Below are 26,275 nucleotides of genomic sequence, written 5' to 3'. Positions count from 1 at the left end.
TCTGATGCCGATGCATCAGGCATACGTGGATGAAGGACTTCCCGCGCTGGAAGAAATGCAGAGTGCCGGAATGTTCGGTCAGGATGTCATGGACGCCTGGCGTGATGTAGCTTCCGGCGATTCGAATCGGATTGCACGTGGGAACGTAGCACTGCTCCAACGTGAGCAAGGGGTGATCATCCGCGACCAGTGGGATACCGTGCGCGCATACAAAGGTGATGTGGGAGAAGCGATCACCTACGCATCGACCGTTGCCGGCTCGCCCTCGGTCGCCGGCGTGGTCCCGCCTCGCTCGTTCCGGCCCCTCGAGTTCACGACGACACTTGCCGACGGACGCACCGCGACAGTGACACTGCCCCTCCCGGATTGGAACTGGTCGGTGTACGAGGAACGGTGGGACTACATCACCTCACAGCTCTTGCCGAAGTACCGAGCGATGGTCGAAGAAGATTGGCCACGGCTCGTAGCCACATTGAGTGTTCCCTACGAAATTCAATTGGAGAGTCACCGCCCGATGGTGACCCTCCCACAAACTCTCGAATCGGCCCTCTCCAGTTTGAAAGTGACGGTTCAGTGATGTCGTCGGCGACATTCCGAAGGTTGGCGCCGCTGGTAGCGCTGACCGTTGCGCTGGTCCTGCCAGCAACGGCTGGAGCTGAGGTGCCGGACAGTGATGCCCCGAAAGACGTGCAAACTCCTGTATCCGAGGAGTTTCGAACCGACACCCCAACTCTGGGAGAGGTGTTCAACGGGTTCACCGTCGGTGCTCTCAGTTCGGGGGAGTTCGCATCCGAAGAGGAGATCTTCACTGCACTCACGCCCGATGATCCGTTTTACGACGAGCCGGTGTTGACCGGCGCCGAGCGTCCCGGTGATCTCCTGAAGTCGAAGAAGGTGGATGTACTGTTCACGGGATACAAACCGGGACAGCTCGACGCCTACAAGATCATGTACGTCACAACCGGAATCGACGGTTCGACGCCGGTGGTGAGCACCGGGATCATGATGATCCCGATCGACGGAACACCGGCATCGGAGAAGAAGATCATCAGCTACCAGGAGGCCAACGACAGCGTTGGCGGCTACTGTCATCCGAGTTCGCACTGGACGGGCGGCGATCCGCTGGACGGCGCCTCCTGGTCGGCGCTGGGTCCGCTGGCACTGATGTTCGGAAAAGGCTATGCCGTAGTGATATCCGACGTCGGGAACAACGGAGACCGCCATCCTCACGGCGTCTTCGCGGGCAAGTTCGCGGGGCATGCGCAGTTGGATGCTGTGCGTGCAGCATTTCAGGTGCAGGATTCCGAGCTGAATCCTGAGGCGGAGATTGCGTTGTTCGGAATCGCTGGTGGTGGAGTCGGTTCTGCATTCGCCGCCGAATCTGGGCAGTCCTACGCACCGGAACTCGACATCGTCTCGACAGTCCTCGAGGGAATGGTGATCAAGCCCCGAACATTCATGGAGACAACAGATTCCTCGGTCGGGGCCGGCTTCGGATTTGCGACGCTCCTTGGCCTCGAACCCTGGTACCCCGAGATGAAGTTGAACGACAAGCTCAATCCCGTGGGCCGAGCGATTGCCGACGTGTACCGGGGTGAGTGCCAGATGCCGGCGTACTTCACGCTGCCGTTCGTGCCGTTGGCAAGCCTTTTCGAGCCGGGAATCGATCCGACCACAGAACCCAGCTTCCAGCGCGCGTACGACGACAACGTATTGGGTCACGGTGCTCCGGCGTCGAAGGTATTGATAACGTCGTGTGCAAAGGACGACTCCCCGATGTCACTTGTACCGGCAGCTGATGCGCGAGAACTGGCGGACACGTACAGGAGTGGAGGGACCGACGTGAGCTACCAGCCCACCGACTGCAGTATGGACCGCGCATTCACGGATCCATACGGTTGGGGAACTGATCTGTTCGGAATGCAGACGATCGACTGGATAGCCCACAATTTCGACAACTGAGTGAAACTATCCGGTGACAGCGAGACGCAAACTCTGATGGCGGCGTACGAACATGCTGGGGACCCAACGGGGTGGGGATTCGGAATCGATTGTGAAGTGCGCACTGTTTTCGAGAAGGACTGCGATCGCGATCTTTGCTTCCAGACGAGCCAGCGCGGCCCCGACACAGAAATGTGCTCCTTTACCGAAGGCGAAATGCGCTCGGGGATTGACCCTGTCGAGGTTCATCACCTGTGGTTCGGTGAATGACTCAGGATCGCGGTTCGCCGAGCCCCACAGCAGTATGAGGTGACTGCCGGCAGGTAGCGCCACGTCGCCGAGTGTTGTGTCCGCGTTGACATGTCGGTGATGTCCGCGAAAGGGTGACTCGAGCCTGAGCGTTTCTTCCAGGAACGCACCCACGAGTAGAGGGTCCTCGCGCAGCTGCGTCTGCATCTCAGGGCGCTCGGCGAGCAACCGTGCAGAGTTGGCGATCAGTCCGGCGGTCGATTCGCCACCCGCACCGACGAGTTGCACCAACATCAGCACGGCCACGTCTTCGCTGAGTTCGCCTGCGTCACAGCAACGGACGAGGTCTCCGAGTAGATCATCCACCGGGTGAGCCCGTGCCTCACGAAACTTGCTGTAGAGGTACCCGGTGAGTTCGGCCGCCGAGGTGACGACGCCTGTCAACCGTTCTGCGGTCACGATGCCGCTGAGAAGTTCGGTGCTGTCGTACGACCACGCCAGCAATTGGGGGACGTCGTGTGCCGGCAGGCCGATCAGCGTGGCAACCATCTGCAGCGGCAGCGTGTCCGCTACCGACGTGACCCATTCGATCCGTCGACCGTCGAAGCCGTTGTCCCACAACTGCTGCGTGTACTCGGTCATCACCGGCTCGAGTGCTCGTATACGTTTGGCGACCAGTGTCGGCAAGACAAGTTTGCGCTGGTGTTGATGGTCGGGCTCGTCGGCAGTCGCGAGAACGTGAACAGCTTGGCCGCCGCCGTTCATGTCGAAGGTCACGGCCGAACCGTCCGGTGTACGAACCAGCACGCCGGTGAGGTTGTTGGAGAAGTCGTCGGTACGGGAAACGGCTTCGGTGACCAATTCCCACGTGGACACCAGATAGAAGTCGGTATCAGGAATGCGGTACACGGGGTGCCGGCGCCGGAGTACGTCGTATAGCGGGTACGGGTCGTCGATGTTCGACGGCAGGAAAGGGTTGATGTCGAGCGTCGATAGTGTCACGAAGGGAAGATTTCACGGCCGTCGAGGAGAAGTCAACAGGTGGAAAATGCCTCTGAACTGGCATTTTGAGAAAATCTCACGCACTTCAACCCCCTCGTACTTCTCCCAGTTCAGAGGCTCGCGGCCTTCCGTAGCCTTGAGATTTCTGATTGAATCTGTCTCAGAGTGAGACGAGGTGACGGAGAGTGACCGGTGCAAACGAGCGCCGCGCCGCCGACTGGTTGGCCGGCGGTAACCGCCGTGAACTCGCAACCGAGCGCATCTTCGCGGCTGCGGCAGAGCTGATTCGAGAACAGGGATTCGATCGGTTCAACGCCGACGACGTCGCTGCCCGCGCAGGCTGTTCGAGGGCAACGCTCTACCGCTACGTAGGTGGCAAGTCCGCGATCCGCGAGGGGTTGTTGTCACGAGGCGCGGCATCCGTGGCGAGCAAGGTCGCGACTGCCGTCGAATCACTGCACGGCGACGAGCGCATCGTGGAGTCGATCCTCGTCGCCGTCGACGCGATCAGATCCGACGCTGCCATGAGCCACGGCCTTGCGGCAGCGCGGGCCAACGGAATCGACGAGTATCTCGTGTCCTCGCCGTTGCTCCCGCGTACTGCACTGGAACTTGCAGGATTGGATCCTGAAGGTCAAGAGTCGCAGTGGGTGGTTCGGATCGTGTTGATGCTGTTGGCGTGGCCTCTTGCAGACAGGGCCGCCGAACGAGGGATGGTCGAGTCGTTCATCTACTCCTGAGCGGGATTCCGTGTTCGTGAACGGTGCATCGGATCGTCGCTGCTGTAGACGGTTCGGTTCATTGCTTCATTCCTCGGCTCGGTACTCTGAGCTTGTCCGCTGCCGCGAAGGAGAGAGTCACGATGGTCGTACGCAGGCCCCGCGACCGTAAGCAGCAGATTCTTGCGGCTGCAGGTGAGCTTTTCCGTGAGCACGGTTATCACAACGTGTCTGTCGCTCAGGTGGCTGCTGCAGTTGGAATCACGGCACCTGCGCTCTATCGGCACTTCAAGAACAAGCCGGATCTCCTCTACGCCGCGGTCAACGCAGGCATCGAATCGCTCTACGATCGGGTCGCAGGTGCCGAGGATCTGAAAACACTGATCACCGAACTTGCGGCATCGGTGTCCAAACGTCGGGGTCTGTCGCTCCTGTGGCAGCGAGAGGCACGCTATCTGCCTGACGAGCAACGTGAGGAAATGCGTTCGACCCTCAAGAGTGCAGCTTCGCGCGATGCATCGCTGATCCGAATTGAGCGTCCCGACCTCGACGAAGAAGACAGCTATCTGCTCGCCTGGGCTGTCATCGCAGTCTTCAACAGTGTGTCTTCGCATCGAGTGTCCTTGCCGAGGCGTCAGATGGAACTGCTGCTTGTCGAGTTGGCAGACCGCGCTGCATACGCGGAACTGGGTCGCTCAGAAGTGAAAGTCGTGGCGGCAACGGGTCACCTGCCCGTTGTGATACCCAGACGTGAACTCTTGTTGACCGAAGCAATTCGGCTGTTCGACGAGCGTGGATATCAAGCAGTCAATACCGAGGACATCGGTGAGGCTGCAGGAACGACAGGCCCGAATGTGTACAACCACTTCGATGCCAAGATCGACCTGCTGATCTCCGCGGTCTCGAGGGGCGGCGAGCGTCGCCGGCTCGGCGTTGCACAGGCTCTCGGCGCCGCAACCGGCCCGGAGGACGCGCTGTCCGGATTGCTTGCCGCACATATCGATTTCGCGATCAACGAGCGTCATTTGATCGGGTTGTTGATCAGCGAACTCGACCAATTACCGGACAAGTTCCGCCGCACGTGTGAACAGAATCAACGTGAGTACGTCGCGCTATGGGTCAAGATGCTCGAAGAAGTCCGTCCGGGCCTCGAGTCCGCCACCGCCAGGATCACCGTCAATGCCACTTTGACAGTTGTGGAGAACGCCGTCCGAATCGGCCGGCTTCGCCGTCGCGACGACCTGTCGGACAGACTCTTCGAGATCGGCTGCGCCCTGCTGCTGGGCGCATGAAAAATTCGGGTAAGCGCCACGGGCGGCGGATCGACTCACGAAACTGATCGGAGACGTCATGCGTTTCGACGCAACAGAACTGACGATCGAGGAGCTTGCTCTTCAGGCTGACGTGCGGGAGTACCTCGACAAGCGACTCACCCCCGGTACCTACTCGCTCGGACTCGGGATGGCCGGGGCGGTGGATCCGGTGTTCTCGCGAGATCTGGGTCGACGTGGGTGGCTCGGCATGTCGCTGCCGAAGGAATACGGCGGGGGCGGACGGTCAGCAGTGGATCGATTGGTCGTCGTCGAAGAACTTCTCGCGCGGGGAGCGCCGGTCGGCTATCACTGGATCGGAGACAGACAGTCGGGTCCGAGCATCGCCGCCAACGGCACGGAAGAACAGAAGCGGTACTTCCTTCCCGGTATCGCGAGCGGTGAGTTCTCGTTCTCGATCGGGATGAGTGAGCCCGACTCGGGTTCGGACCTGGCATCGGTGCGCACTCGCGCCGAACGTGTCGATGGTGGCTGGAAAGTCAACGGCACCAAGATCTGGACCACCGGCGCCTTCCATGCCACACACATACTCGCCCTGCTTCGAACCTCGGCAGACAAGCACAACGGTCTCACTCAGCTGATCGTCGATCGCGACAGCGAGGGTCTGACCGTCTCACCCATTCCGTTCATCGACGGTAGTGAGGACTTCTGCGAGGTGTCGTTCCAGGATGTTTTCGTGCCGGATTCGCGTCGCCTCGGAGACGTCGGAGCGGGCTGGGGACAAAACACCGGTGAACTCGCACTCGAGCGAGGTGGCGTCGACCGTTGGATGTCGCTGATGCCGGTCCTCGAGAACTTCGCGGCCAACCAAGCAGCGCAATGCGGTCCAGCTGCCCTCGCCGATCTGGGCTCGATTACCGCACGCTGCTGGGCTTTTCGCGGGATGTCGCTGTCCATCGCACGGATGGTCGACGCCGGTCGCTCGCCGGTCACGGAGGCCGCGCTGATCAAGGAGATGGCAACACGCTTCGAACAGGACTGTGTTGCGACCGTCGCGCGGCACCTCGGCCGGGCTCCGGACCTTGCATCCGACGATCCGTACGAGTCGCTGCTCGCCCGGGCCGTGCTGGTGGCGCCGTCGTGGTCGATTCGCGGCGGTACCAACGAAATTCTCCGCACCGTGATCATGAAAGGGTTGGACCGATGAATTCGGGGTCACAGATCAACGCGTACACATTCGACGCCGACCTCGAATCGATGGTCGAGCAATTTTTCGCCGAGAAGTCCGGCACCGAGGTGGTAGCGCAGGCGGAGATCGGCGGTCTGCCCGCCGGATTATGGAGCGCGGCAGTCGAACTAGGGTTACCTCTGGTCGGTCTTCCCGAATCGGTTGGTGGTTCCGGTGGCTCGCTCCTCGACGCCGTGACTGTCCAGCGCGCGGCGGCGAGGCACGCTGCGCCGCTGCCGCTCGCCGAGACGTACCTCGCGGGCAGGCTGGCAACAGCGGGCGGGTTACCCGTGCCCTCCGGAATCGCAACGGTCGCCCCGGGTTCGCCGCGCGACGATGTGCGCCGGACCAACGACGGTGTTCTCTCGGGAACCTTTCACGACGTGCCGTGGGGTAGCGCTGCATCAGTGCTGGCAGCAGTTCTCGGTGATCGCGTCGTACTCCTTGACATCTCCGACGCCGAGATCGGTGGCGGGACGGATCTTGCGGGGCAACCGCGTGAGAGCCTGACGTTCTCCGAAGCGCGGACCATTGACGGCGACAACCCGGTCGATGCCCGGATTCTCAGCAAGCTCGGCGCGTTCTTGCGCTCGGTGCAGATGTCGGGAGCGATGGAGTCGGCGTCGACGTTGACCCGGCGCTATGTGTCCGACCGGGTGCAATTCGGTAGGCCCGTCGCGCAGTTTCAAGCAGTCCAGCAGCATATCGTGACGCTTGCTCAGATGGCTTCGATGTCCACGCTGGCCGTCGATCGCACTGCACATGCACTCATCAGAGGCGACGCCGACTTCGAAGTGAGCGCAACCAAATTGGTGGTTTCGCAGAATGCGCTCGTGAGCGTCCGCGCCGCCCACCAGGCACACGGTGCAATCGGCATGACCCGCGAATACCGATTGCAACAACTGACGCGTCGACTGCACGCCTGGCGATCGGAGTTCGGCGACGAAATCGCGAGTGCGACGCAACTAGGAGAGGCCGTAGCGGCGTCGCCGTCACTGCACCGCTTGATCACCGACCCAGAACCGACATTGAAGCTGTAATCCTGACCGTCGTAAAGGATTACGTTGCGTTGCAACGAAGATCGCGCTTCAGCACCTTGCCTGCTGCCGACAGCGGCAATGCATCGACGAATTGGAAAGTGCGCGGAGATTTGTATCCGGCTATCAGCGTTTTCACGTGAGCGCGCAGTTCGTCGGCGTCGGCGTCGAAACCATGCCGAAGGACGACCACGGCATGGACACGCTCGCCCCACTGGGCATCGGGCAGACCGATCACGGAACAGGCCGCGACGGATTCGTGTTGTGCCAGAGCGTTTTCGACCTCGGTGGAGTAGACGTTCTCGCCACCGGTGACGATCATGTCCTTGATGCGATCGACGATGAACAGGTAACCGCGGGCGTCGAGGTACCCCGCGTCGCCGGTATGCATCCACCCGCTGCGGAGCACTTCAGCGGTCTCCTTCGGTTTGTTCCAGTATCCGAGCATGACGTGGCTGCCGAACGTGACGATTTCGCCCACCTCGCCGGGTGGGAGTTCCGAGCCGGCCGGGTCGACGATTTTCAGTTCGCAGTGAGGGAGTGCGCGACCAGCGCTGCGGAGGAGGTCACCACCTTCGAGGTGATCGGCTGGACTCAGCATGCTGATGTGCGCGGTTTCAGTCATCCCGTAGCCCTGAGCGAAGGAACTGTTGGGGAACATTTGCATGACCTGTCCGAGAAGCGTCGGAGATATGGGCGAGGCGCCGTATCTCAGGATCCTGACGCTGGACAGATCGTAGGTGGTTGCGTCTTCGCCCGTTTCGTTTTTGTGGGCGACCAACATCTGGAGCATTGTCGGCACCAGACCCACGGTTGTCGGGCGATAGCGGTCCACGGCCTCGAGGAACGTCCGTGGGCTGAAGTTCGGTACGAAGACCTGAGTTCCACCCATCAGCGACTGAGCCAACCATCCGACTATCCCGGCAATGTGAAACAGAGGGTTCACCGCGAGGTTCGTTCCGTTGCTGATTGCCACGCCCCCTGCCGCGAGAGTGCCCAGCGCCGAGGTCATCAGCGCTTGATGGCTGATCATCACGCCCTTCGGCACTCCGGTGGTCCCGCCGGTGTAGAGGAGTAGTGCAAGCGTGTCGCCGCCGACGCGCAGATCGTCGACCGGAATCGCCTCCGCGATCACCTGTTCGTAGTCGAGCATTCCGTCCGGAACTCGGTCGTTGCCGCAGTAGACGACAGTGGTCAGGCCTGGACACGCCTCGCGAAGGGTAGATCCGACGGAAGCAAAATTCTCGTCCACGAGTAATACCGTCGACCCTGAATCTTCCAGGGCGTACCTGATTTCCGCCGTGCTCCAGCGAGAATTGACCGGACTGGCCACTGCTCCGAACCACCAGCAGGCCAGGAGCGCCTCGTGGTAGTAGTCGGAGTTCGATGCCAAGATCGCGACTCTGTCACCGGTGCGCAGGCCTAACGTCTGCAGCCCGCCCGCGAGCCTCTTGATCCGGTCGACCGATTCGCGAGACGTGCGCACTCGGCCATCGGAGATCGTCATCACCGCTTCGGGCGACGCTCGTAGGGATCGGTGAACGAATTGAGTCAGCTGCATGCGATTCCTCCTGCGAGTGTGCGGCGAGTGCTCTGACTCGGATCAGTTCCGGCACTGATGCTATTGGCCTGACAATTGCCCTCACCCACCGCCTGAAATCATGCCCCACTCCGGTGCAATCTAGACGATTGTCCAGTTAACTCTGACGATTCCATCCTGCCGTGGGGTGATTTCTGCGAGAGTGTCGAACATGCGAGCAATCCTGGTAGCCGGTATGAGTGCGTTCGTGGCGGTCGTCTCGGCGCCCTCTGCCGGCGCCGAAACGACTACGAACCAAGTGCGCTCGTTTTCCGAGACCACGTCAGTCGGGGTCCACAATTCCTACGAGAAGGCGACGTTTCCGTACTTCGCCGACGCTTTGGATTCCGGGGCGTCGTTGCTCGAGCTGGACCTGTGGACCAACGGGGGCGGTCCGGACTGGCGTGTGTCGCACATGAATCCGGTGGCGAGCGAGAGCAACTGCGTCGGCGCTCAGGACGCATCCGGGTTGCGAAGCGGTCTACGAGATCAGGGATTCCGTGGATGCCTGGCAGATATGCGGGCGTGGCACGAGGCCAATCCCGAGCACCCGCCGGTGATGATCAAGTTGGAAATCAAGGACGGGTTCACTGCCGGGTACGGACGTGGGCCCGCGGATCTCGACGCCCTGATTCTCGGGACACTCGGAGACGCGGTTTTCACGCCGGCCGATTTGATGGGGGAGTCCTACTCCACCCCGGATGCCGCCGTCACCGAGCGTGGATGGCCGAGCAATTCCGAAATGACCGGGAAATTTCTGTTCGAGCTGATACCGGGAACGATCGAGGAGGGAAACCCTCTCGATACGGAGTGGACGGACCGGCAGTATGCGACGCACCTGCGAGATCTGTCCTCCGCCGGGCTCGTCGAACTCGGCGCCGCCTTTCCCGCTGTTCACCGTGCATCACCGGGAGACCCACGTCTCGACCGCTATACCGACCCGGGGATCCGTCCGTGGTTCGTGATTTTCGACGGCGACGCTCTCGACTACACCGCCGGAGTCGTGGATCCGAGTTGGTACCACGATCGCGGCTACCTGCTCGTCATGACCGACGCGCACAAGGTCGCTCCGCAGATCGACGGAACCCATGCCACCGAAACCGAGGCGAGCGAGCGTCTCGACCTGTTGGCCGGGCAGCACGCAAGTTACATCACCGCGGACTGGTCGAGGTTGCCGAACGTACTGTCCACCGTGGTGCCGCGTCGGTGATTTTCGAATGGCCGGATCGTGAAGAGCGAGATCTGACGGGCGGCAATTCTCAGGAACAGGGTGCAGGATGGGTTCATGCGCACTGTCACGTGGAATCCCGAAGTCTACGGCCGCTATTCGGGTGAGCGGTCACGCCCGTTCGTGGACCTGGTGTCACGGGTGGCCACCGAAGACCCGACGCGGGTAGCCGACCTCGGCTGCGGATCAGGCACCCTGACCGCGATGCTCGGGGAAAGATGGCCGGACGCCTCGGTATCCGGATTCGACTCGTCTCCCGAAATGGTCGCGCAGGCCCCTACAGACCTACCGGGAAACGTCACCGTCGAGTTGGGGGACATCATGTCCTTCGACGCCACCGGTTACGACGTGGTCGTCAGTAACGCTGCATTGCAGTGGGTTCCGAGCCATCGCGAGCTGATCGACCAGTGGGCGGACACCCTGGAATCCGGATCGTGGCTGGCGTGGCAGGTGCCGGGTAACTTCGATGCTCCGTCCCATGCGCTCATGCGAGATCTCGCGGAATCAGCGGAATGGAGTGAGCGACTGGGTGGCGTCCTACGCGGCCCGGAAGGCGTCGACAGTCCAGTTCAGTACGCGCAGCGTCTCCAAGAACACGGATTCGACGTCGACGCCTGGGAGACGACGTACGTACACGTGCTGGCAGGTGCCGACCCGGTGCTCGGGTGGGTACGGGGGACGGGGTTACGACCCGTGCTCGACGTTCTCGGCGAAGCTGACGCTCCTGAGTTCGAGCGTCAGTATTCCGATCTGCTGAGGGAGGCCTACCCCGCAACAGCCGCCGGAACGCTCTTTCCGTTCCGGCGGGTGTTCTGCGTCGGACGCAAACGGTAACTACTCGGCTGGGTTGCGGTCAGCCGATCACTGCGCCGTGACAAAGCCTTCCGAGACCAGCCAGTCGCGGGCCACGTCCGCCGGCTCCTTGCCGTCGACGTCGACCTGCCGGTTGAGCTCGGTCATCACCTCGTTGGTCAGTCGCTCCGAGATCGGTGCCATGACTTCTGCTACCTGCGGATGTGCTTCCGCGAAGTCCTTTTTCATCACCAGTGCCGGATTGTATTTCGGGAAGAACTGGAGATCGTCGTCGAGCAGAACGAGATCGAGTGCGATGATGCGACCGTCGGTGGTGAACACCTCGCCGAACTTGCACTGATCGCCATCGGCTGTCGCCTGGTAGATGATGCCGGTCTGCAGGATCTGGCGTTGGGCACGAGAGGCGTCGAAACCGTATTTCGCTGCCAGGCCGGGATATCCGTCCTGGCGGACGTTGAACTCGGTCTCGACGCACGTCACCGCAGCTCCGGGATCGGATTCGACCAACTTCGCGTAGTCGGAAACGGTCTTGACACCGGTCTTCTCAGCGGTCTCCTTGCTCATCGCCAATGCATACGTATTGTTCATCGGCGCCGGATCGGTCCACACCATGTCGTTCGCAGCAAGGTCCGCATCGCGGACGGCCTCGAACTGCGCCTGCGAATCGGGAAGCGGTGTCTCGTTGCCGAGGTAGTTGATCCAGCCGGTTCCGGTGTATTCGTACGCAAGATCGATCTGGCCGTTCAACTGTGCGTCACGGGTGCTGTTCGAGCCCTGGATGTTCGTGAGATCTCGAACATCCGCGCCCGCAGCGGCCATCGCGAATTCGATGACGTACCCGAGCACGATCTGCTCGGTGAAGTCCTTGGAGCCGACGGTCATCTTCACACCCTCGAGCTCCGGAACCGGCTCGATGCTGCCGGGGCCGACGGCCAGGGGCAGTGCGCCACCGGACTCGAGACCACACGAAGCGACAAGTGTGAGGCCGATCGTGGCAACCGCGAGTTTCCAGCCCCACGTTCTGGTGATCGAAGTCTTGGTCATCGCAATCCCTTGGGCCCGAGATAAGTTTCGGCGAGCGCGCCGAGCCAGTCGATCAGCAAGGCCAGCGACACCGCCAGTACGGCACCGACAACGAGGGTGACGTTGTCGCGGAGCTTGTATCCGGTGTCGATCAGAATGCCGAGTCCGCCGGCACTGACCAGGAAGCACAGCGTCGCGGTACCGACGGCCAGAACGAGCGAAGTACGCAGTCCTGCAAGGATGTACGGGACGGCCATCGGGAACTCGAGTTGACGTAGGACCGTGAGCGAAGACATTCCCTGCCCGCGCCCCGCATCGATCAAGGTCTTGTCCACTTGCTGGTAGCCGAGGATGGTGTTGCGCAGCACCGGAAGCAACGAATAGAACGCGATGGGAAACACGCCGATCCAGAAGCCGGTCGTTCTTGTCGCGAGATAGAACAGCACGAGCAGGCCGATGGCAGGCGCTGCGGCTCCGATGTTGGCTATTCCCACGAAGAACGGTGCCAGGCGGGTGAATTTCGGCCTGGTCAGCAGGGTTCCGAGTGGAACCGCGATGGCGACGACGATGATGACCACGGCGGCGGTGATCAGTACGTGCTGCCAGGTCAGAGTGACGATGTTGTCGAGGTTGATGCTCGCCTTCTGCGTCGCGTTGAGATCTCGGCTGAATGCCCAGATCAACACGCCCGCAACCAGGATCAGGACGATGACCGGCTGCACATACAGTCGCATCCGTTCCGCACGGCGCGTGGCGGCGTTCTCGGCCGCACCCAGATCGGGGGCGTCCGGTTCCATCTCAGGCGCGGAGACGCGCTCCTCTGTCGTGGCAGTCATGTTCAACCCTCGACGTTCTCGGTGTCTGGCTCTTCGTCGTGGTCGTGCGCATGCTCCTCGCGCATTTCGGAGAGATGGCTGACCAGTGTGTCGATGGTGATGAGACCGACGTACTCGCCACGCCGTCCGGTGACCACGGTGGACGCATTGCTCTCTGCGAGAAGAGCTTCCAAAGCATCCTGCAGGGTGGACTGGATGGACACGGCTTCGCCGATCTCGTTACCGACACCTCGAAGAGTCGACGCATGGGCGAGGTGGCCGGGCGAGACCCAGCGAAGCGGCCGTCCGCGCTGATCGAGAATCAGGGCCCACTTCCACTTACGCGCTGCGAGTGCGGTTCTCAAATCATCGACCGAATCGGTTTCGCGGGCGGTGAGGCACTGCTTGAGTTTGATCTGGCGCACGCGTGTCAGGGTCAGCTGCTTGAGCGAGGCGTCCGCCCCGACAAATCCGGCGACCATGTCGTTTGCGGGATTGGCGAGAATCGCTTCCGGAGTGTCGTACTGCATGATGCTGGATTGATTGCCCAGCACGGCAATACGGTCACCGAGTTTGACTGCCTCGTTGAAATCGTGCGTGACGAAGACGATGGTCTTACCCAACTCCGACTGCAGACGCATCAGTTCGTCCTGGAGCAGGCCGCGGGTGATCGGATCGACGGCACCGAAAGGTTCGTCCATCAACAGCACCGGAGGATCGGCAGCCAGCGCCCGCGCCACGCCCACACGCTGTTGCTGCCCGCCGGACAATTGGCGAGGGTAGCGGTCGCGATAGGTATCGGGATCGAGGCCTACGAGGTCGAGCATCTCGTCGGTGCGCGCTGCGATACGTTTCTTGTCCCAACCGATCAGACCCGGGACGGTCGCGACGTTCTTCGCAATCGTGAAGTGCGGGAACAAGCCTGCCTGCTGGATCGAGTACCCGATGCCACGGCGGAGCTTGTCCGGGTCGATCGACAGCGCGTCCTTGCCGTCGATGGTGATCTTGCCGGAGGTAGGTTCGATCAGGCGGTTGATCATGCGCATCGTCGTTGTTTTGCCGCAACCCGAAGGTCCGACGAAGACCACGATCTCACCAGCCGGAACAGTCAGCGAAACATTGTCCACCGCTGCAGCTTTCTGGCCCGGGTACCGCTTGGTGACGGACTCCAGGACGATCTCGACCCCGGATACCTTCTGATCTGTGGATACGTCAGACGGAATGGTTTCAGTCATTGCAGCCCCTTCGAAGTAGTGAGACGACCGATGACGACGTAGATTCCGTCGAGAATCAGAGCGAGAATGACGATCAGTACGGTGCCGACCAGCGCTTGCGGAACAGCATTCGGGCTACCGACACGCGAGAGTCCGGAGAAGATCAGGTTTCCCAGACCAGGACCTTTGGCGTACGCCGCGATGGCGAGGATGCCCATGAGCATCTGTGTACTGACCCGCATGCCGGTGAGGATCGACGGCCACGCGATCGGTAGCTCGATTCGACTCAGTACGTGCATGCGATTCATTCCGACACCGCGGGCTGCGTCCGTGATCGCCGGGTTGACTGCATCCAGACCGATGATCGTGTTCCGAATGATCGGGAGCAGGGCATACAAGATCAACGCGGTGATCGTGGGAGCGACGCCGAGACCGAGAATCGGAATGAGCAGTCCGAGGAGGGCGAATGAAGGAACCGTCAGGATCGTGCTGGCCAACGCCGTAGCGATGGAGGATCCCGCCGGGCTCCGGTAGACGAGAATGCCGATGATCACGGCGGCAATCGTCGCGATGATCACGGACTGGATAACTGCTGAAACATGTAGGTACGAGTCGGTCATCAATTGTTGTCGTCGTGCAACGACAAAATCCCATAGGGCGCCCATATTTCCGAACCCACTTTCTTCGGACTTCTGCTCGCTCGAACGTCTTCCCTCGACACCGACCGGCGCACAAGGGCTTTCCCCGCAGCCTCCGTAGGCCGAGGGGTTTCCCTCGACTGTCGTCCAAAAACTGAGATACTGCAACTAATTCCGATTGCAGCGTGTCGGATGTTGTTCTGGACGTGAGATTTTGCGAGACGCGGGTATGTACCCACTGCGAGCAGAGTTGAAACGCGCTGGAGATGGCAATGCGGGAGAGTTCCGCAGAACTCTCCCGCATTGCTTGATTTGTCCGAATTGGCCTCAGGCCCAGCTGAGCGCATCCTCATCGGAGAGGCGCGGCAGACGATCGAACCAGGGGTTCTCACCGGGATGGCCGATGTTCACCACGAGGATCGTCTTGAAACGTCCGTCTGCGAAAAATTCGCCGTCGATGCCGTCGGCGTCGAACCCGGCCATCGGGCCGGCGACCAGACCCTGTGCGCGAATCGCGAGGATCACATAGCCGGCCTGAAGTGCGGCATTGAACCGACTCGTCGAACTGGCGGCAGCCTCGTCGGATTCGAAGTAGTCCTTCATCTCCGGGCGAATGGGGAACAGGTTGGGGATGTGCTTGTAGAACTCGGTGTCCACCGCCAGAACGGCAACTGCAGGAGCGGCCTCGGTCTTGGCTTTGTTGCCGTCTGCCATGTGCTCGACGAGGCGTGCTTTGCCTTCCTCGGTACGGACGAACAGCACACGTAGCGGATTGGTGTTGGCCGCGGTCGGTGCCCACTTCGCGAGCTCCCAGATCGCAGTCAGTTCGTCGTCGGTCACAGGTTCGTTCGAGAAGGAGTTGGCGGTGCGAGCCGCAGTGAAGAGGAGCTCGCGGCCGGCTTCGTCGAGTTGCTGGGCGGTGAATGGCGTGGCTGCGTCGAGAGACATCGGGGGTTTCCGTTCCGTGGTAGCTCGACCGAGCATCACCCGGTAAAGCTAGTTGCTAGTAAAAAAATAGTGCCTACGGATACGTTAGCACTGTGGCTAGGATGGTGGGGTGGCAAGCAAGAGCGAAGCGGGACACGAGCCCCGCGCATGTGACGGGGCTCTGGCCCGCGCGTTCGGCTTCCTGGGCAAACGGTGGAACGGCGTCATTCTCGGCACGCTGCTGAACGGGCCGGCGGGATTCTCCGAGCTCAAGCGCGCGGTGGGCGGGATCAGTGATTCGGTGCTCTCGGAACGCCTGACGGAGTTGGCAGGGGCAGGCCTGGTGACGAGGAGCGTCGATGCAGGTCCGCCCATCGCCGTGGAGTACGAACTCACAGCGTCGGGGCAGGCGCTGCTCCCCGCTCTCAGTGAACTGACAACGTGGGCCGCCGAAAATCTGCCACCCGAGAGTTGCTCGAACTGAGCGCTAGCTCGAACGGCAGTTCAGCGACTGCGCGGGTCCTGTTTCTGCCAGTTGTTATTTCCTTACCGTTTTCCCGGGCGATACTGGCCGAACATTTGTAGGTTCGGGGCTGCCTGGGGACGCCGGGTATGGCTCTTTTTTTGTTCTGCTGTTCGCATGGCTGAAGGAGAACGGCCTCCCGGTGTTCTCGACGACTCGACCTATCAATCGCCTGACGGACTTCGAAAATTCGGCCGGACGAAGTCGGAAGTGTGGTTCCGGAACAAGAAGGCATACAACGCCTCTCGGATTGACGACGCCGCGGTCGAGGCCGCAAACGGGTAGTTGGTGCGGGTGGCTGGGCAGATGTCGCCGCCACGGGTGGTGACGTGTCTGCGTTCGGAAGCGCAGACAGATTGGCCGGCATCTCAGGGTCTAGCGCCTGTGCCGCGAGATTCGGGCCGAGTCAGTGGAAATCTGCGCCGGCCGCGCAGGTACGACCGCAGGCTGTTGCGGGCCTTCTATCTGTCCGCGCAGCACAGTATCCGGCACAACGCTCAGTCGTAGGCTTTTTGTACCCGCAAACGGGCCGAGGGGCAGTGTCATACGCAGGCGGTTCTTGCGTTGGGAGGCGGAGACTGAACGTGTGGTGGGCGCTCCTCCGCGATAACGCGATCTATCAACTTGGACCGACTACCGCCGCGGCTGCGTGAGCGCCCTAGCGACTAACGCAGTGCGGTAGATGTATGTGCGCCGGGGGGAGTGTGGCTCGTAGCGCTGAGAATCCACGGTGTTGAGACATGTCCGAGCCCGCTATGGTTTCCGGTGATGGACCGGCCGTCGATGCTGCCTGCACCCGAGGCCACCGCCGGCTGAAGGAGACAATACTGTGCTGCATCTGCGTGTCATCTCGCCGAGTGAGCGGACCGGAGATGTGCTGAACATGTTGGCCGCCGAACCTGGGGCTACTCATGTGACACTCGCACTCAGAGCCGCTGTCGATCCGCCGGGAGATGTGATCGAGGCCGATGTAGCCCGCGCATGCGCGAACGACGTGCTTGCCGCGTTGACTGCTCTGGACCTGGTGAGGGCTGGCGGTATTTCGTTCGAGCCGGCGGGAACCATGCTGTCCTTCTCCGCAGAACGGGCGGACACTGCGGCCCCGAGAAGACCCGACGAGACAGTGGTGTGGGAGCAGTTGCTCGGTCAGGTGCGCGAAGGTGCCCGACTGACTCCGGCGTTCCTGGCCTTCCTGGTGATCGCGTTTTTGCTCTCGGCAGTCGGTGTTGCCACGGCGTCGCCGCTGACCCTGGTCGGTGCAATGGTGGTGGGGCCGGAGTTCCGGCCGCTGGCAGCGCTTTCAGTGGGTCTGGTACGTCGAGACAAAGATCTCGTGCGAAATTCGATTCGTACCCTCGCGATCTCGTTTCCGGCCGCGATGGCCCTCACCGGCCTGGCTACCATGCTGTGGATTCGTCTGGGCTGGGTCGGAATCGGCGATGTCGAGAACGCCCGCGCATTCGACTTCATCTACGAGGTGGGGCCGTTCTCACTGGTGGTAGCACTGCTGGCGGGAGCGGCTGGCATGCTGGCAACGGTCACCTCTACCTCTACGGTCCTGGTGGGGGTGTTCATCTCGGTGACGACGGTGCCAGCTGCGGGATTGGCGGTCGTTGCGGTCTTCGCAGGTAAGTGGAATGTCGTGCTGAGTTCGCTGGCTCAGCTCGGTGTCAATCTGATCGGTATCGTGCTCGCTGGAGTAGTTGTGCTGCTGCTGTTCTCATTGCCCCGATCCGGTCGCCAATGGAAATCAGTCACGCGCCGGGACGCCAGGCCTGGCACATCGCCGTAGGCGCCTGACCCACTGCCGGAACTGGACTTTCGAGGCTTCAGGCTGACAGCTGTCTTGCGGATCGGTGGGAATGTCTGCGCCGACAAACGTCGCGACAAACAGATCCGGCATGCGAACTGTCGGATCTGGGTACCGCTGTCTGTACCGATCATGGCTTCCAGGCTGGTTGCAGCGACTGGAAAAGGGGGATCAATCGAGCCGCAACCGATTGGCAGCGTGACTTCACTCAGACCCTTCGGACCTGCAGCGCCGACGGCTCTGCCGGAGGAAACGGCCTGCCGCAGTGCTTGACAAGACCTGTCGAGATTCTCCTTGGTAGCGACGAAACATCTACGCAACGTAGATGCAACGTAACCAAAACTAGTGTTCTGGATCACACAGTGTTCGTGTGGTCGAGAGGCCTTTGGTCACGAATCTGTGGGCAGAACGGGTCCTGGTTCGCTACCGGTGGTGGATGAGGACAAGGTTCCGCGGGTTGAGCACACAGCTCGCGGAACCGCCCCACCACACGCCCCGACGAGGGCACCGGCCGACAGGAGTTCAGGTGTCCGTAGTTGCGGAAGTCTCGGCGATCGATTTCGCGGAGACCGAATTCGATTGGGCGCAGCGATCGACGCTGATTCGTGAAGTCGACCCACTCGTTCCGGGGCCACCATCCTTGGCGATGTGTCTGAGCGAGCCGACGCGCGGACTGGTCGACATCGCTTCACTGCTTCTCGCGGCTCCGTGGTTGCTTCGATCGCCGCGTGGGGACGGGCATCCGGTCCTCGTTCTCCCCGGATTGCTGACTTCGGACGTTTCGACTCTCGCCTTGAGGACATACTTGAGCTTTCTCGGCTACCGGGTTCACGGTTGGAATCTGGGTCTGAACACCGGTCCGACGGCGACGGTGGTCGACGGACTGCCTGCCGCATTGGCCGAGGTAGCAGATCGATACGAGCAGAAGGTGTCGGTGATCGGCTGGAGTCTGGGCGGTATCTACGCTCGAAAGCTGGCGAGGGACCTGCCGGATTCGGTGCGTCAAGTAGTGACACTCGGAAGTCCTTTCGGTCTCACCAGTCTGGAGCAGACGAGAGTCGGATCTCTCTACGCTCGTTTGTCCGGCAATCACGCGATACTGCCTCCGGTAGACGGCATCGAATCCGAACAGGGATCGCCTATTTCTGTTCCCGCCACGTCGGTCTACTCCAGGCACGACGGTATCGTTCCATGGCAAGCGTGCTGTGAAACCTCGGCAGGCCTGTCGGAAAGCATTGCGGTGCAAGGCAGTCACATGGGGTTGACCCACAACCCGTCGGCGTTGTGGACCGTTGCCGATCGTCTGGCGCAGGACGTCGACAACTGGCAACCTTTTGCGGCTCCGAAACGGCTTCGACGCATGTTTCCCTGCTGAGGTGCGAGGCTGAGGTCCGAGGCCGGGGTGTGGGGGAGAACCCTGAGTCCGACGCGGGGACGGACTCGTACCTGAGGACACACCGCGTCGGAAAAGATGGGTCCATGGCCTGATGCGCACAGGTGGATCGGCAGCGGATAGTGGAGGTCGACGCGGATGAACCGCGAGTTCCGTTGAAAGGAAACAACACATGACCTCCCCGATGAATACCCGCAAGCTCACCCGCGCCCGCTCGGGAGCAATGTTCGGTGGGGTGTGCGCCGGAATCGCTCGGTACTTCGGTTGGAAGTCGTCGACTGTCCGCTTGCTGTTCGTACTCTCGTGTCTGCTGCCCGGCCCGCAGTTTCTGATCTACATCGTGATGTGGATTTTCATTCCTCGTGAGCAGATCTGACCGAACCGCTCAACGGCGGCGGTCTTTCAGACATTGCTTGGCCTCGTGCAATTCCTCCGAACTCAGTGGAGGAAGGGGCAGTGCGTCACGGTGCAAGCCCTCCGTGCGTAGGCCGTCGAGCATTACCGAGAGGTATCGACGCCACACGGTCGGGTTGACGGGCTGAGCAAATTCGGTGACTGCGCCCACCATGAAGATGAGGCCGAACAGGTCCGTCGGTACGGCGTCGGGGCGCAGCATCCCGGCCTCCTGGGCCCGGTAGAAGATCCTCTCGACCGACGGCTCGATGATGGATCGTTGGCATGCGACTTGCTCGCATCCCTCGTCGGTTCCGTTCAGGACGTCTTTGAGTCCGCGGTTGACCGACATACGGCTGCAGGCGAATTCGGCAAAGGTGACAAGTCCGTCCCACGGATCCGGATTGGCAAGTGACGCGTCAGCGGCCGCTGCCATGTCGGCGAAGTTCTGCTGGAAGACTCCGTCGATCAGTTCTTCCTTGCTGGCGAACCGCCGATAGACCGTTCCGACGCCGACCCCCGCGCGCCGGGCGACGTCGTCGAGTGTGACGTCGATCCCTTCTTCGGCGAACAATTCACGTGCGGCGTCGATGATCAACTGCCGATTACGTGCAGCATCGGCGCGAAGGGGGCGCTCCATTGCGGTACTCATGTCCCCACTCTACCCGCCAAGTGGAGACAGCCTCTCCGTTTTCGTGTAGCGTTTTTGCTAACCGGAGAAGCCATCTCCGCATAGGTTGGGCGAGGGACTATGTCAGACATTGCTGAACGGACTGAATTCGAGCAGTCCTCAGCGCCTTCAGGGGACAACCACGCAAAGCGGTGGCTGGTTCTCGCGGTTCTGGGAATTGCGCAGCTGATGGTGGTCTTGGATGCCACCATCGTCAACATCGCGCTGCCTGCTGCGCAGCGCTCACTGGAGTTCGGTGATTCGGACCGCCAGTGGATCATCACGGCATACGCATTGGCGTTCGGCAGTTTGCTGCTACTCGGCGGTCGATTGAGCGACTTGTTCGGGCGCAGACGAACTTTCATCGTCGGCCTGATCGGCTTCGCAGTCGCTTCCGCCATCGGTGGCGCAGCCGTCAACTTCGAAATGCTTGTTGCCGCTCGTGCCGGCCAAGGCGTATTCGGTGCGCTCCTTGCCCCGGCAGCCCTGTCGCTGCTGTCCGTGACATTCACGGATCCAGGTGAGCGTGCCAAGGCGTTCGGTATCTTCGGTGCCGTTGCCGGCGGTGGTGGCGCCATCGGACTGCTGCTCGGCGGCGCACTCACCGAGTGGGTCGACTGGCGCTGGTGCCTCTTCGTGAATCTCTTCTTCGCGGCGATCGCCCTGGTCGGTGCAGTCCTGTTGCTCGCGCCGCACACCAGTGACTCGCGACCCAAGCTCGACATCCCCGGAACGATCCTGGTGTCGATCAGCTTGTTCAGCATCGTCTTCGGATTCTCGAAGGCCGAGTCGGACGGGTGGAGTGCAACTCCCACTATCTCGTGGCTCGTTGCCGGCGTCGTGTTCATGGCGGCGTTCATCTACTGGCAGACCAAGTCCGAGCACCCACTTCTTCCGCTGCGGGTGGTCCTCGACCGAATCCGGGCTGGCTCGTACCTGGCGATCTTCCTTTCCGGCGCAGGCATGTTCGCAGTCTTCCTGTTCCTGACGTACTACATGCAGCTGATCCTCGGGTACAGCCCGATCATGACCGGCCTCGCATTCATGCCGATGGTGTTCGGAATCGTGACAGCGGCAACGCTTTCGACAGCGGTTTTGCTGCCGCGCGTCGGTCCGCGAGTGCTGATCGTGAGCGGAATGGTCATCGCGGCGATCGGAATGACTCTGCTGGCCCAGATCTCGGTGGACAGCACCTATGCAGTCCACATTCTGCCGGGGCTCGTCGTCACCGGACTCGGCATGGGCAGCATTTTCGCCCCGTCGATGCAGGGAGCAACTTCAGGCGTGCATCACGAAGATGCCGGCGTCGCATCTGCCACGGTCAACACGATGCAGCAGGTGGGCGGCTCGATCGGAACTGCACTGCTCAGCACGATTGCCGCCTCGGCTTCCACCAACTACCTGGTGGGCCGCGAGATGAATCCGCTGACTCAGGCGCAGGCCGCCGTCGAGAGTTACACCACGACGTTCTATTGGGCCGCAGGCATATTCGCGGTCGGTGCGGTCTTGACCGGACTGGTTCTTCGGAGTGGACTGCTTCCGGATTCGCCGGAAGGTGAACCGGTAATCGCCCACTGACAGCAAATTTCGGGGTCGACGCCGCAATGGCGTCGACCCCGAAATCGACTCAGCAGTTCTTCCCGGGCGTTGCCTGAAACCGATGAAGGACGTGATCGAGTTGCTCGGAGGACAGCGCCGGCACGGGCAGTTCCCGATGGTCGGTGCGCGACGCGCAGAGTCCGTCGATCATGAACCCGAGTGCGCGGCGGTAAGCCTGAGGGGCCTCGTCGCCACCGAACTTCTGGGCCATCTTGACGACCTGCATGAGAAGTGGAATGTCGTTGACTTCGAAGTCGCTGCGCAGGGTGCCCTGTTCCTTGGCGCGATTGACAAGTACCGCAGTGTGTCGAGCGATCCCGGCGCGCGCGCGAGCGAAGGTGTCGGACGTGAAGCGTCCGTCCATCAGGAGATCGCCGAATCCGCGGTTGTCTGCCATGCGCAGAGAGATCACGTCGAGAAAGTAGACAAGACCTTCCCAGGCGTCGGGCATCTCTCGGGCGGTGGCGGCGATCGTTTCGATCTCGGAACACCGCGTGTCGAACAGTGCCTGGATCAGTTCGTCCTTGCTGGCGAAGCGGCGATAGACGGTGCCGACGCCGACGCCGGCGTGCTTCGCGACGTCTGCCAGCGTGGCGTCGAGTCCTTGGGCAGCGAACACCTCGCGAGCGGAGTTGAGGATGCGCTCGAGGTTGGCCTTGGCGTCGGACCGAAGGCGCGGCTGTGAGCAGTCGGCCGAGGTCCCCGCATGAGAAGCGTCGGGGTGTGTTGTCGGCATCCTCACAGTCTACGGCACTAAGCGGAATGATCGATTCCGTTAGTGCTATATTACTAAGCGGAACGTGTGGTTCCGATTGTCCGTATGAGAGAAGCCGATATGAGCACGTCTGACATCTGGGTCGGGAGCAATCCGATCTCGATGGTGGGTACGCGGAGTGCAGGTTTCGCGGCAACGAGGCTTCGCGCCCTTGCCGGCGACGGCGCCTTTGCTCAGCTCGTTCGTTTTGCCCTCGTCGGCGGAGCCAGCAACATCTTGTACTTTGCCGCTTTTCTGGCGCTGCGCGGTGACGGAGCGCTGGTCGCCAACGCAGTTGGTGCGGTCTTGAGCACCATTCTGGCCAATGAGCTGCATCGCCGGCTCACCTTCCATGCCGCGGATCGCGTCAACTGGTTCACCGCGCAGTGGGAAGGTGGTGGACTCGCACTGGTCGGGTTGATCGCCAGTTCTGCCGCCATCAGTGCGCTCGGCTTCCTTCTCCCGGGCGCCGACGGGCTTCTTCAAGCCGGGCTTGTGATCGCCGTGAGCGGAATTGTCGGTGGCCTGCGATTCGTCGCCCTTCGCGGTTGGGTGTTCTGAGCGGTTCTCGAATTCGGATCGGACTCGGCTCGTAGGGAACACTGAGACCCATGAGCCTTTCGATAGCCGACTCCGGCATCCGTCTGGCTGTGCTCTGCATCGTCATGGCACTTGTCGCCACGCTCGTCTACCGATTCACCTATCTCGGTAGCGTTCGGGTGGTCCCCGGTGCCCTCGCTCGTGGCACTCTTCAGTTGGCTGCGATTTCGTTGATCCTTGCCGCCGCCTTGGCCCACATCTGGTCGGCGCTCCTCGTGCTCGTCGGCATGTTCGTTGCAGCGTCTTTCACCGCGGCACGACGCTCGAACGCGGGGACGTCCGGAGTTTGGCTGACCATCGCGTTGGCGTCGGGAATCGGTGTGGTTCTGCCACTGATGCTGCTGTCCGGAGTGGTTCCGCTGCAAGGCGTCGCTCTGGTGCCGATCGGCGGCATTGTTCTGGGTGGCGCGATGACTGCAACATCGATGGCAGCCAAACGCGGACTCGACGCCGTCGACGACCGGTACGGGGAAGTGGAAGCAGCACTGAGCCTTGGATTTTCCCAACGCGATGCGCGGTGGGAGGTAGCCCGCACCGCTGCCTCCGATGCTCTGCTGCCTGGAGTCGACCAGACGCGCACCGTCGGCCTCGTGACATTGCCCGGAGCCTTTGTCGGTGTGTTGCTCGCGACGGGATCGGCCGTTCAGGCCGGTGCTGTGCAAATTCTTGTATTGGCAGGGTTGTTGTTGGCACAAACCTGCTCGGTGGCCGTGGCGTTGGAACTCGTCGCCCGCGGTTTCGTCTTTCGAGGTCAAGCTGTCAGGCCTGGCGCGAGTTCGTTGATCTTGTCGCTGCGAAGGACGCGCTCGGGAAGATTGTTTGCCGCGAGGGTGATCATTGCCCTACCGATGCTTCACTGGTCACGTCGCTGGGCCATACCCTGCGCAAGAGTGGGTAAAGAGGCACGGAGATTTGATACGACCGTGTCGATTCGTGAATCGTCCATGTATTCGACCAGCACTCTGTTGCCGACCATCACAATGGAACGGACTGGAGATCATCCGGCCGGAATGGCCAACTGAACGCTTGACCTGCAATTATGAGTCCATTTTGATCCGACTCGCGACTAAAGTCCCTACAAACCGGCTGGACGGTTGGCTGAAAATAGTTTTATGGACGAAGGAGTTGATGAAATACACGTTCTCGGATCGGAGTCCGCCGGTCGAATGGTAGAGGCGTCGGCGATCATCGTTCTCGGTGCGCTCTGTGCAGTAGTCGCAGGTTCGGGTGTGTTCTTTGTCGTCGGATCGATTGGTGGCTTCGCCCGATTGCTCTACCTGGTTGTTCGTGGTCCGCTCAACTCTTGCTCGGTACCGGTGTCGAATGTCGAGCTGGCGCCTTCGAGAACGTCATGTGGTCGTTGATGCTCCCGAACGTCGAGTGAAGACGATCAAGGATGTAGTTCTGACGCATGTTCCACGGTGACTTCGATCCCTGCTTCGGGAACTGTTCCACAGCACGCATGACGTACCCCGACGCCAGGTCCAGGATCGGCCGCTGGTCCATCTCTTCGCTCGCGTGCGGCACGCACTTCGAATAGCCGCGCTTGTCCATCTCCGTCAGCAGTCGGCAGACGTACATCGACGTGAGATCTGCTCGCAGAGTCCACGAGGCGTTGGTGTAGCCGACGCACATCGCGAAGTTCGGTACGTCGCTGATCATCATGCCCTTGTAGACGTAACGATCACCGAGGGTGACGGGTTCGCCGTCCACTTCGATCGACATCCCGCCGCACGCTTCCATCTTCAATCCTGTTGCAGTGACGATGATGTCAGCTTCGAGTTCGCGACCTGACGCGAGACGAATTCCGGTCTCGGTGAAAGTGTCGATGCGATCGGTCTCGATCGAGGCCTTGCCGGATCGGAGGGCTTTGAACAAATCGCCGTCCGGTACGACGCACAAGCGTTGATCCCAGGGATCGTAGGTGGGTGTGAAGTGACGATCGAGTGGGATCTCTTCCGGGAGTTGGCGACTGATCGCGAGGTTCAGCAACCGCTTTGCACGCGCTGGACTGCGCCGGCACAGTTGATAGAAACTCAGGTTCACTACGATGCTCTTCCATCGAGCGATGCTGTGCGCGAGTTGATTCGGCAATACTGCGCGGATGGTGTCCGATACCTTGTCGCTGGACGGCAGAGCCAGAATGTATGTCGGTGATCGCTGGAGCATCGTGACTTGGCTTGCGTCCCGTGACATCGTGGGGACCAATGTGACTGCGGTGGCGCCGCTTCCGATCACAACGACCTTCTTGTCGGAGTAATCGAGTTCTTCGGGCCAGAACTGCGGGTGCACAACCTCGCCGGCAAACGATTCACGTCCGGGGAAGTCGGGGGTGTATCCGCCCTCGTAGCTGTAGTAACCGCTGCAGAGATAGAGGAAATTGCAGGTCAATGTTTCGTCTTCGTCGCCGGTCGTGACCGTGACTGACCACGTCGAGTCCGCCGACGACCATGATGCGGCCGTCACCTTCCGGTTGTACCGAATCTTCTTGTCGATCCCGTTCTCTCGCGCGGTGTCGCGCACGTACCGGAGGATCGAATCACCGTCGGCGATTGCTTTGGCATCTGTCCACGGCCGAAACGGGTAGCCGAGCGTGAACATGTCGGAATCCGACCGGATGCCAGGGTATTTGAAGAGGTCCCAGGTTCCGCCACTGTTCGCGCGGGCCTCGAGGATTGCGTACGACTTGCCGGGAAGCTCGGTCTGGAGTCGATACGCAGCACCGATGCCGGACAAGCCGGCGCCGACGATCAGGACATCGAGGTGTTCGGTGCTCATCAGTTCGGACTCCGTATCGATCGTGTGGGGCCACCGGGCAGGCTAAGTGTTCGATCTCCACACTACTGAAC

24 protein-coding genes and 3 pseudogenes are annotated in these 26,275 nt (G+C 61.3%); 17 read left to right on the top strand and 10 right to left on the bottom strand.

Annotated features, from left to right (window positions below; translation table 11 throughout):
• Both QM609_RS19470 and QM609_RS19465 read left to right on the top strand, forming a co-directional pair.
• Nucleotides 1-577: pseudogene (locus QM609_RS19470) on the top strand (hypothetical protein); the annotation flags it as partial.
• Nucleotides 577-1,962 (top strand): lipase family protein, encoded by a 1,386-nt coding sequence (locus tag QM609_RS19465; protein WP_371683547.1) that lies wholly within the window; start codon nucleotides 577-579, stop codon nucleotides 1,960-1,962. The pseudogene QM609_RS19470 and the gene QM609_RS19465, both read left to right, overlap by 1 nt.
• Before the next feature lie 6 nt (nucleotides 1,963-1,968).
• Here the strand turns inward: QM609_RS19465 and QM609_RS19460 are convergent, their stop codons facing one another.
• A complete protein-coding gene (locus tag QM609_RS19460) occupies nucleotides 1,969-3,192 on the bottom strand; it encodes a cytochrome P450 (RefSeq protein ID WP_050654810.1) in 1,224 nt (407 codons plus the stop codon).
• Nucleotides 3,193-3,377: 185 nt separating this feature from the next.
• Between QM609_RS19460 and QM609_RS19455 the strand changes: the two genes are divergently transcribed.
• The 4 genes from QM609_RS19455 to QM609_RS19440 all read left to right on the top strand — a co-directional run bounded on the left by QM609_RS19455 (nucleotide 3,378) and on the right by QM609_RS19440 (nucleotide 7,450).
• Nucleotides 3,378-3,932, top strand: a complete 555-nt coding sequence (locus QM609_RS19455) for a TetR/AcrR family transcriptional regulator (RefSeq protein WP_021332060.1) — start codon at nucleotides 3,378-3,380, stop codon at nucleotides 3,930-3,932.
• Nucleotides 3,933-4,054: 122 nt separating this feature from the next.
• A complete protein-coding gene (locus QM609_RS19450) occupies nucleotides 4,055-5,203 on the top strand; it encodes a TetR/AcrR family transcriptional regulator (RefSeq protein WP_179090766.1) in 1,149 nt (382 codons plus the stop codon).
• A 58-nt stretch (nucleotides 5,204-5,261) separates the two neighbouring features.
• Entirely contained in the window at nucleotides 5,262-6,389 is a 1,128-nt protein-coding gene (locus QM609_RS19445) for an acyl-CoA dehydrogenase family protein (protein WP_050654809.1), read from the top strand.
• Nucleotides 6,386-7,450: an acyl-CoA dehydrogenase family protein gene (locus tag QM609_RS19440; RefSeq protein WP_050654808.1), complete on the top strand. Its 1,065-nt coding sequence runs from the start codon at nucleotides 6,386-6,388 to the stop codon at nucleotides 7,448-7,450. The genes QM609_RS19445 and QM609_RS19440 overlap by 4 nt, the downstream gene beginning before the upstream one ends.
• Nucleotides 7,451-7,469: 19 nt before the next feature.
• Here the strand turns inward: QM609_RS19440 and QM609_RS19435 are convergent, their stop codons facing one another.
• Complete coding sequence (locus QM609_RS19435; RefSeq protein WP_042452714.1) at nucleotides 7,470-9,008, bottom strand: acyl-CoA synthetase; 1,539 nt, start codon at nucleotides 9,006-9,008, stop codon at nucleotides 7,470-7,472.
• Between the two features lie 190 nt (nucleotides 9,009-9,198).
• Between QM609_RS19435 and QM609_RS19430 the strand changes: the two genes are divergently transcribed.
• Together QM609_RS19430 and QM609_RS19425 are read left to right on the top strand one after the other, a co-directional pair.
• A complete protein-coding gene (locus QM609_RS19430) occupies nucleotides 9,199-10,236 on the top strand; it encodes a phosphatidylinositol-specific phospholipase C domain-containing protein (RefSeq protein WP_007731453.1) in 1,038 nt (345 codons plus the stop codon).
• A 75-nt stretch (nucleotides 10,237-10,311) separates the two neighbouring features.
• Entirely contained in the window at nucleotides 10,312-11,088 is a 777-nt protein-coding gene (locus QM609_RS19425) for a trans-aconitate 2-methyltransferase (RefSeq protein WP_030535206.1), read from the top strand.
• A 27-nt stretch (nucleotides 11,089-11,115) separates the two neighbouring features.
• Here QM609_RS19425 and QM609_RS19420 read toward each other — a convergent pair whose 3' ends face one another.
• The 5 genes from QM609_RS19420 to QM609_RS19400 form a co-directional block, all read right to left on the bottom strand.
• The gene (locus QM609_RS19420; RefSeq protein ID WP_003939988.1) at nucleotides 11,116-12,111 is read right to left on the bottom strand and encodes a glycine betaine ABC transporter substrate-binding protein; all 996 of its coding nucleotides are present in this window, start codon (nucleotides 12,109-12,111) and stop codon (nucleotides 11,116-11,118) included.
• Nucleotides 12,108-12,926 (bottom strand): ABC transporter permease, encoded by an 819-nt coding sequence (locus tag QM609_RS19415; RefSeq protein WP_003939758.1) that lies wholly within the window; start codon nucleotides 12,924-12,926, stop codon nucleotides 12,108-12,110. Before QM609_RS19415 ends, QM609_RS19420 begins: the two co-directional genes overlap by 4 nt.
• A 2-nt stretch (nucleotides 12,927-12,928) precedes the next feature.
• Nucleotides 12,929-14,140 carry an ATP-binding cassette domain-containing protein gene (locus QM609_RS19410; protein WP_007731456.1) on the bottom strand — a complete coding sequence of 404 codons (1,212 nt, stop codon included), beginning with the start codon at nucleotides 14,138-14,140 and terminating at the stop codon, nucleotides 12,929-12,931.
• Nucleotides 14,137-14,784: an ABC transporter permease gene (locus QM609_RS19405; protein WP_019745160.1), complete on the bottom strand. Its 648-nt coding sequence runs from the start codon at nucleotides 14,782-14,784 to the stop codon at nucleotides 14,137-14,139. Before QM609_RS19405 ends, QM609_RS19410 begins: the two co-directional genes overlap by 4 nt.
• A gap of 300 nt (nucleotides 14,785-15,084) precedes the next feature.
• Nucleotides 15,085-15,705 carry a malonic semialdehyde reductase gene (locus QM609_RS19400; RefSeq protein WP_007731458.1) on the bottom strand — a complete coding sequence of 207 codons (621 nt, stop codon included), beginning with the start codon at nucleotides 15,703-15,705 and terminating at the stop codon, nucleotides 15,085-15,087.
• Nucleotides 15,706-15,814: 109 nt separating this feature from the next.
• Here QM609_RS19400 and QM609_RS19395 point away from each other — a divergent pair, with 109 nt between their 5' ends.
• From QM609_RS19395 to QM609_RS19370, 6 genes and pseudogenes are all read left to right on the top strand, one after another.
• Nucleotides 15,815-16,168: a winged helix-turn-helix transcriptional regulator gene (locus QM609_RS19395; RefSeq protein ID WP_007731459.1), complete on the top strand. Its 354-nt coding sequence runs from the start codon at nucleotides 15,815-15,817 to the stop codon at nucleotides 16,166-16,168.
• A 156-nt stretch (nucleotides 16,169-16,324) separates the two neighbouring features.
• On the top strand, nucleotides 16,325-16,492 hold the full coding sequence (locus QM609_RS19390; protein ID WP_155277909.1) for a hypothetical protein: 168 nt from the start codon (nucleotides 16,325-16,327) through the stop codon (nucleotides 16,490-16,492).
• Nucleotides 16,493-16,515: 23 nt separating this feature from the next.
• Nucleotides 16,516-16,860 (top strand): annotated as a pseudogene (locus QM609_RS19385) (transposase); the annotation flags it as partial.
• Between the two features lie 176 nt (nucleotides 16,861-17,036).
• A complete protein-coding gene (locus QM609_RS19380) occupies nucleotides 17,037-17,999 on the top strand; it encodes a DUF389 domain-containing protein (protein ID WP_007731461.1) in 963 nt (320 codons plus the stop codon).
• A gap of 544 nt (nucleotides 18,000-18,543) precedes the next feature.
• Nucleotides 18,544-19,392: an alpha/beta fold hydrolase gene (locus QM609_RS19375; protein WP_020970664.1), complete on the top strand. Its 849-nt coding sequence runs from the start codon at nucleotides 18,544-18,546 to the stop codon at nucleotides 19,390-19,392.
• 190 nt (nucleotides 19,393-19,582) lie between these two features.
• Nucleotides 19,583-19,786 carry a PspC domain-containing protein gene (locus tag QM609_RS19370; protein ID WP_003939828.1) on the top strand — a complete coding sequence of 68 codons (204 nt, stop codon included), beginning with the start codon at nucleotides 19,583-19,585 and terminating at the stop codon, nucleotides 19,784-19,786.
• 9 nt (nucleotides 19,787-19,795) lie between these two features.
• Here the strand turns inward: QM609_RS19370 and QM609_RS19365 are convergent, their stop codons facing one another.
• On the bottom strand, nucleotides 19,796-20,455 hold the full coding sequence (locus QM609_RS19365) for a TetR/AcrR family transcriptional regulator (RefSeq protein ID WP_019745154.1): 660 nt from the start codon (nucleotides 20,453-20,455) through the stop codon (nucleotides 19,796-19,798).
• A 99-nt stretch (nucleotides 20,456-20,554) separates the two neighbouring features.
• On the opposite strand from QM609_RS19365, the gene QM609_RS19360 reads away from it, so the two are divergent.
• On the top strand, nucleotides 20,555-22,051 hold the full coding sequence (locus QM609_RS19360; protein ID WP_003940566.1) for an MFS transporter: 1,497 nt from the start codon (nucleotides 20,555-20,557) through the stop codon (nucleotides 22,049-22,051).
• Nucleotides 22,052-22,100: 49 nt separating this feature from the next.
• Here the strand turns inward: QM609_RS19360 and QM609_RS19355 are convergent, their stop codons facing one another.
• On the bottom strand, nucleotides 22,101-22,808 hold the full coding sequence (locus QM609_RS19355; protein ID WP_007731468.1) for a TetR/AcrR family transcriptional regulator: 708 nt from the start codon (nucleotides 22,806-22,808) through the stop codon (nucleotides 22,101-22,103).
• A 141-nt stretch (nucleotides 22,809-22,949) separates the two neighbouring features.
• Between QM609_RS19355 and QM609_RS19350 the strand changes: the two genes are divergently transcribed.
• Together QM609_RS19350 and QM609_RS19345 are read left to right on the top strand one after the other, a co-directional pair.
• Nucleotides 22,950-23,387, top strand: coding sequence for a GtrA family protein (locus QM609_RS19350; RefSeq protein ID WP_020908979.1), 438 nt, complete (start codon nucleotides 22,950-22,952; stop codon nucleotides 23,385-23,387).
• 50 nt (nucleotides 23,388-23,437) lie between these two features.
• Nucleotides 23,438-24,193: pseudogene (locus QM609_RS19345) on the top strand (ABC transporter permease); the annotation flags it as partial.
• Between the two features lie 529 nt (nucleotides 24,194-24,722).
• Here QM609_RS19345 and QM609_RS19340 read toward each other — a convergent pair.
• Complete coding sequence (locus QM609_RS19340) at nucleotides 24,723-26,204, bottom strand: flavin-containing monooxygenase (RefSeq protein WP_050654805.1); 1,482 nt, start codon at nucleotides 26,202-26,204, stop codon at nucleotides 24,723-24,725.
• Nucleotides 26,205-26,275: the final 71 nt, after the last annotated feature.

It is taken from the genome of Rhodococcus sp. IEGM 1302 (assembly GCF_030056935.1).
Lineage (GTDB): Bacteria > Actinomycetota > Actinomycetes > Mycobacteriales > Mycobacteriaceae > Rhodococcus_F > Rhodococcus_F qingshengii.
The sequence above is the reverse complement of the archived record's forward strand: the minus strand, read 5'-3'. Positions and strand labels throughout refer to the sequence as shown.

What these genes read in the sequence shown, in the direction of transcription:
- QM609_RS19465 (WP_371683547.1), top strand. Translation starts at nt 577, where the DNA reads ATGTCGTCGGCGACATTCCGAAGGTTGGCGCCGCTGGTAGCGCTGACC.
- QM609_RS19450 (WP_179090766.1), top strand. Translation starts at nt 4,055, where the DNA reads ATGGTCGTACGCAGGCCCCGCGACCGTAAGCAGCAGATTCTTGCGGCT.
- QM609_RS19445 (WP_050654809.1), top strand. Translation starts at nt 5,262, where the DNA reads ATGCGTTTCGACGCAACAGAACTGACGATCGAGGAGCTTGCTCTTCAG.
- QM609_RS19440 (WP_050654808.1), top strand. Translation starts at nt 6,386, where the DNA reads ATGAATTCGGGGTCACAGATCAACGCGTACACATTCGACGCCGACCTC.
- QM609_RS19435 (WP_042452714.1), bottom strand. Translation starts at nt 9,008, where the DNA reads ATGCAGCTGACTCAATTCGTTCACCGATCCCTACGAGCGTCGCCCGAA.
- QM609_RS19430 (WP_007731453.1), top strand. Translation starts at nt 9,199, where the DNA reads ATGCGAGCAATCCTGGTAGCCGGTATGAGTGCGTTCGTGGCGGTCGTC.
- QM609_RS19425 (WP_030535206.1), top strand. Translation starts at nt 10,312, where the DNA reads ATGCGCACTGTCACGTGGAATCCCGAAGTCTACGGCCGCTATTCGGGT.
- QM609_RS19420 (WP_003939988.1), bottom strand. Translation starts at nt 12,111, where the DNA reads ATGACCAAGACTTCGATCACCAGAACGTGGGGCTGGAAACTCGCGGTT.
- QM609_RS19415 (WP_003939758.1), bottom strand. Translation starts at nt 12,926, where the DNA reads ATGACTGCCACGACAGAGGAGCGCGTCTCCGCGCCTGAGATGGAACCG.
- QM609_RS19410 (WP_007731456.1), bottom strand. Translation starts at nt 14,140, where the DNA reads ATGACTGAAACCATTCCGTCTGACGTATCCACAGATCAGAAGGTATCC.
- QM609_RS19405 (WP_019745160.1), bottom strand. Translation starts at nt 14,784, where the DNA reads ATGGGCGCCCTATGGGATTTTGTCGTTGCACGACGACAACAATTGATG.
- QM609_RS19400 (WP_007731458.1), bottom strand. Translation starts at nt 15,705, where the DNA reads ATGTCTCTCGACGCAGCCACGCCATTCACCGCCCAGCAACTCGACGAA.
- QM609_RS19390 (WP_155277909.1), top strand. Translation starts at nt 16,325, where the DNA reads ATGGCTGAAGGAGAACGGCCTCCCGGTGTTCTCGACGACTCGACCTAT.
- QM609_RS19370 (WP_003939828.1), top strand. Translation starts at nt 19,583, where the DNA reads ATGACCTCCCCGATGAATACCCGCAAGCTCACCCGCGCCCGCTCGGGA.
- QM609_RS19365 (WP_019745154.1), bottom strand. Translation starts at nt 20,455, where the DNA reads ATGAGTACCGCAATGGAGCGCCCCCTTCGCGCCGATGCTGCACGTAAT.
- QM609_RS19360 (WP_003940566.1), top strand. Translation starts at nt 20,555, where the DNA reads ATGTCAGACATTGCTGAACGGACTGAATTCGAGCAGTCCTCAGCGCCT.
- QM609_RS19355 (WP_007731468.1), bottom strand. Translation starts at nt 22,808, where the DNA reads ATGCCGACAACACACCCCGACGCTTCTCATGCGGGGACCTCGGCCGAC.
- QM609_RS19350 (WP_020908979.1), top strand. Translation starts at nt 22,950, where the DNA reads ATGGTGGGTACGCGGAGTGCAGGTTTCGCGGCAACGAGGCTTCGCGCC.
- QM609_RS19340 (WP_050654805.1), bottom strand. Translation starts at nt 26,204, where the DNA reads ATGAGCACCGAACACCTCGATGTCCTGATCGTCGGCGCCGGCTTGTCC.